Origin of the sequence: Pseudonocardia tropica (assembly GCF_040105315.1) — a bacterium.
GTDB classification, from domain to species: Bacteria; Actinomycetota; Actinomycetes; order Mycobacteriales; family Pseudonocardiaceae; genus Pseudonocardia; species Pseudonocardia alni.
The window spans coordinates 1-4,430 of sequence record NZ_JBEDNP010000050.1 but is presented as its reverse complement, the minus strand read 5'-3'; the positions used below and the strand labels follow the sequence as shown (position 1 = coordinate 4,430).

5 protein-coding genes and 2 pseudogenes are annotated in these 4,430 nt (G+C 70.0%); 4 read left to right on the top strand and 3 right to left on the bottom strand.

Annotation, left to right across the window (positions count from 1 at the left end):
• Window positions 1-547: 547 nt before the first annotated feature.
• Complete coding sequence (locus WHI96_RS27200) at window positions 548-1,252, top strand: uridine kinase family protein (protein ID WP_345643101.1); 705 nt, start codon at window positions 548-550, stop codon at window positions 1,250-1,252.
• 165 nt (window positions 1,253-1,417) lie between these two features.
• Entirely contained in the window at window positions 1,418-1,624 is a 207-nt protein-coding gene (locus WHI96_RS27195; protein WP_345643098.1) for an FCD domain-containing protein, read from the top strand.
• Between the two features lie 352 nt (window positions 1,625-1,976).
• Here the strand turns inward: WHI96_RS27195 and WHI96_RS28020 are convergent.
• The 3 genes and pseudogenes from WHI96_RS28020 to WHI96_RS27185 form a co-directional block, all read right to left on the bottom strand.
• Window positions 1,977-2,186, bottom strand: a pseudogene (locus WHI96_RS28020) (hypothetical protein); the annotation flags it as partial.
• Between the two features lie 120 nt (window positions 2,187-2,306).
• Window positions 2,307-2,438 (bottom strand): IS1096 element passenger TnpR family protein, encoded by a 132-nt coding sequence (locus WHI96_RS27190; RefSeq protein ID WP_345643095.1) that lies wholly within the window; start codon window positions 2,436-2,438, stop codon window positions 2,307-2,309.
• A gap of 61 nt (window positions 2,439-2,499) precedes the next feature.
• Window positions 2,500-3,381, bottom strand: a complete 882-nt coding sequence (locus WHI96_RS27185) for an NmrA family NAD(P)-binding protein (protein ID WP_345643092.1) — start codon at window positions 3,379-3,381, stop codon at window positions 2,500-2,502.
• Window positions 3,382-3,444: 63 nt separating this feature from the next.
• Here WHI96_RS27185 and WHI96_RS27180 point away from each other — a divergent pair, with 63 nt between their 5' ends.
• Both WHI96_RS27180 and WHI96_RS27175 read left to right on the top strand, forming a co-directional pair.
• Window positions 3,445-4,017: a TetR/AcrR family transcriptional regulator gene (locus tag WHI96_RS27180; RefSeq protein ID WP_345643088.1), complete on the top strand. Its 573-nt coding sequence runs from the start codon at window positions 3,445-3,447 to the stop codon at window positions 4,015-4,017.
• Between the two features lie 27 nt (window positions 4,018-4,044).
• Window positions 4,045-4,332: pseudogene (locus tag WHI96_RS27175) on the top strand (integrase core domain-containing protein); the annotation flags it as partial.
• Between the last annotated feature and the right edge of the window lie 98 nt (window positions 4,333-4,430).

Genomic DNA, 4,430 nt, shown 5'->3' with positions numbered 1-4,430 from the left:
TCCTATCGGACCCGCGCCCGACGCGAGCTACTGGCGAAGCACAACCGCGCCAGCAACGACTGAACACCGACAGGGGTCAGTCCCAGTCCGTCGTTACGGGGTCACTCCAAACCCGCCGTTGACAGTCGTCGAATGCCCGCGCGATCGGCTTCCACGAAGCGACCGGTCGGGCTCCTGACCGCGGCACACAGTTCGGCGCGATGGCGGGCGATCCGGTTCGAGAGGTGCGCTGTCGACAATCTCCGATCCTGCGCGAAGGAGGAGCAGAGCCTCCGTGACCGCTTCGGCGTCAGGCAACGGGGGCGCCGGATCGACGAGCGACGGCGGCCAGTCCAGCGGACTCGCTCCGCCCATGGACGTCCGCAGGGCGCCACCGTCGCGAGGGGCCGTTGTCAGGCAGTTGGCCGAGCGGGACGCCGCTCCGGTCCATCTCGGAGATCTGCCCGCCCGGCGAGGGCGCGTTGGTCCTTGGAACCCCACCCACCGCTCCATCGCCACTCAGCTGGATGCTCTCCGGTGGACGGACCGAGTGGGGCATGCTGGCCGTATGAGTCCCGATGAGCGGGGGGCCGTGTCCGCGGCAGCCGAACACGGACACCGGCTGGCGGCCGTCCTGATCGCTCGACTGCGGCGGCAGCTCACAGCCGGACACCGCCCGTTGTTCGTCGGGATCGACGGCCGCAGCGGAGCTGGAAAATCGACCGTCGCAGCGAGAATCGCGCAGGCCTTCAGAGAACCAGGCGACGACACCGACAGCGTGACCGTCGTCGAGGGCGACGAGTTCTACAGCGGTGGGAGCGCTGACACCTGGGATCGCAGGGCCGCGCCGGAGAAGGTGGCCTTGGTGATCGACTGGCGCCGCCAACGCGATGTTCTCGAACGGCTCCGCCGAGACGATGTCGCCAAGTGGCAGAGCTTCGACTGGGACTCTGAGGACTGGGACAGCGATAGCGTCCCGCTCGCAGCGATTCCCACCATCGCCCGGACAGCGCCGGTGATCCTACTCGAAGGTGCGTATAGCTGCCGGCCCGAGCTGCACGACCTACTCGATCTACGGGTGCTACTGGAGGTTCCGCGCGAAATCCGTCGGAAGCGGCTGATTGATCGAGAAGGTGACGCGTTCCGGTCTGACTGGAACGCGCGCTGGGCCGCAGCCGAGGACTACTACTTCGACACCGTGATGCCCCCCGAGCGCTTCGACCTCGTACTCGGCGATCTGGAGGGTAGGGAAATGAATCGCGTCACGACCTGATCCACCCAGATCGTGGACCGCAGGGACCTGTTCGTCCCGAAGCGACCGGCACGATGGTTCGACGGGCTACGACGCGCAGGTCGGCCAGGCCGTCGCGTCCGTGGACGTCCGCCGGACGCCGCCCGTGTGAGGGGCCGTTGATGGCGCGCGCACCGCTGACTCGCCGTGCTCGGCCAGCTCGACGACCTGCTGACCGTGTACCGGCCTGATCGCTCGGTGCCAGGGCCGAGCGACAATTCGCTCGCCGAGCACCGGGCGATCCTCGACGCGATCCATGCTCGCGACGGCGGATCTGCACGCGGACTGATGCACGACCATCTGATTGCGATGCGTGACCTGCGCGTGGCCTCGTTGATCCGCGCCAACGCGTAGACCGTCCTTCGTCTCCCATCGGCGTGAACGAGCCCGGCGACGTCGGTGATGTGCACGGCTGGTGCGGCCTTCGACGCGCGGGGCCGGCCCCTCAGCCCCGAGTCGCACGCGCGGCTCGACCTCTGGCGGGCGTCGGTCGATCAGCTTTCGAGAGCGCCGCGAGCCGGAAGGACGGTGGTCGGCGCGGCGCCGCCGCCGGCGTGGCGGTCGCCCGACGCGCAAGCAGGTGGTGTTTCGTCGGCTCGGGCCGGCCGGCGCGTCCGCAGTAGAGCCCCTGGGAGGTCTCTTCATCGCCGAGACCGATCGGTCGCTGATCGCATTCCCCCGCCGGATGGTCCCCAGCATCGGGGCCCTACTCAGGCCGGCGTGGGCGCTGATCCAACTGCGCCGCCTCGAGCTCAGGGCCGCGTTGTTGCCCTGGACCCGTCGACGGTGCCCAGGCCAGCCGAACCACCGCCTGGTTGGCCGTGTCAAGGTCGAAGTGGTGCGGGTCGAACCGGTCCGAGCCCCACCACTCGACCCGCTCGGCGTGCTCCGTGTGGCCCGGGTCGGCAAGCGCGTCGAGGAACTCCGGAAGCTGAACACCCGGCCCACGTTCTCAGGCACGCTCCCCGACCTCGACACAACGCGGATTGTCGCCGAAGTCATGGACATAACCGGCGTCATCACCGGCGCCGACGACTCAGAACAGCTTCGTCCGGGCCCCGTCGGGGATGCCGGTGTCGACGTCCGGATCGCGGAACCCATAACGAGTACGGTCGATCTCGAACTCGTGCAGGTGGGAGTTGGTCCAGCCCATCGCTTCCTGCACCACGCGCGCCTCCTCACGCCAGCACCGTCGCCCGCTGCGTAGCGGTCGGCCCGACAGCACGGCCTCACGCCCGCGTGGTCGCGGCACGACGGAGAGCCTCGGCGTGGGCGGCGGCGAACGCGGCGAAGGTCCGTGGCGCACGCCCCGTGAGCGCGGCGACGGTGCCGGTCGTCCCCGCCAGCACCCCGGTGGCGACGTCCCGGCACAGTGTGGCGACGTCGCCGGCGAACCGGACCGGTACGCCCTGCTCGACCAACGAGGCGGCCAGGCGGTCCGGCGGCAGGTCCGCAACCGGCACAGGCCGGCCGATCGCGGCGGCGATCAGCGTCGCGATCTCGGCGGTCGTCAGCGCTTCGGGCCCGGTCAGCACGTGCGTCCCGCACCGTCCGGCGCCGCCGACGAGAACCGCGGCCGCGCATGCCGCGATGTCGTCAGCGTCGATGTACGACACCGGGGAACCGGCGTAGGTGTCCACAAGCGAACCGTCGGGGGCGAACCCGGCGACACCGGTGACGAAGTTCTGCATGAAGCCACTGGGCTGCAGGACCGTCGCCGGCATGCCCGCGTCGTGCAGGTAGCCCTCGATCTCACCGTGCGCGCCCTCGGCGAGCAGACGTCCCGGTGCCGCCCGCCACACCGACACCTTGACCACGTGGTCGACCTCGGCGGTCCGGGCGGCGTCGATCGCGGCCTTCTGCTGCCGGATCATCGGCTGCGGCCCGTCGACGGGCCGGGCTCCACCGGCGTTGAGAAACAGCTGGTCGGCCCCGGCGAACGCCGTCGCGAGACTTCCCGGTTCATCGAAGTCTCCGTACACCACCTCGCCGCCGAGCCCGGCCGCCACTGCCGGGTTGCGGGCCATCACCCGGAACGGCACTCCCGCGATGTGCAGGCGGGCCGCCAGAGCTCGACCGATGGATCCGGTCGCACCGGTCACCACGATCATCGTTCACTCCCGCACAACTATCCTGATGCCGACTCGGACAACGTAACATGAGGAGTCCTCATCTTGACTGGCGACTGCGGGGTAGGGGGCCGACGGCGTCCGCGCGCCGACGCCCGTCGTAATCGGCAGCGGCTGCTCGCCGAGGCCGACGCCGTGTTCCGCGAGGACGGATCCGGCGCGTCCTTGGAGCGCGTGGCGCGCCGGGCCGGGGTGGCGATCGGAACGCTGTACGGGCACTTCCCGACCCGACATGACCTGGTCGCGGCACTCCTACGCCGCCGGCACGACGAACTGTTCGCCTGGGGCGAAGGGCTCGGCGCCGAGCGTGGCCCCGGTGCGGCGCTCGAAGCCTGGGTGCGCGCCGTCGTCGAGCACGCGTCCACCTACAGCGGGCTGGCCGACCTGCTCGTGGCCGCCGACGCCGGGTCTGAACTGCACGACGACTGCGCACGGATGACGGCGATCGGGGAAGCACTCGTCGCCGGAGCGCGCGCCGCGGGGGCCGTGCGCGCCGACATCCGCGGCGAGGACGTCTTCACGCTGGTGAACGCCGCGGCCTGGACACGTGCCGGCCTGTCGCCCGAGGACGCCGACCGGCTGGTGACGTTCACGCTCGACGGCTTCCGGCGCGGCTGAGGTCATGGCGGTCCGATTCGAATCCATCACAGCGATGCGGGCAGTCGGTACTGCGCCATCCGATACGGCGACCGCCTCGCCGAGGCCGGCGCGATCGCCTCGATCGGCTCGATCGGTGACAGCTGCGACAACGCCCTGGCCGAGCCGGTGATCGGGCTCCACAAGACCGAGTGCATCCGTCGTGACGGACCGATCCGCTCAGTCGACGATCTCGAGCTGGCCACCGCGAGCTGGGTGCGATGGTTCAACACTCACCGGCTGCACTCCATGATCGGCAACATGCCGCCGGGTCACGTCCGGCGGAGTGGTGTATGAGATCGACTCCGCGTGATCTTGGTTCGGGATTCTAGGCGGTTATTGCCTCGGTTGTCATGAGTGCCTCGCTGCCGGTCGGTGCGGCTTCGGTGGTGACG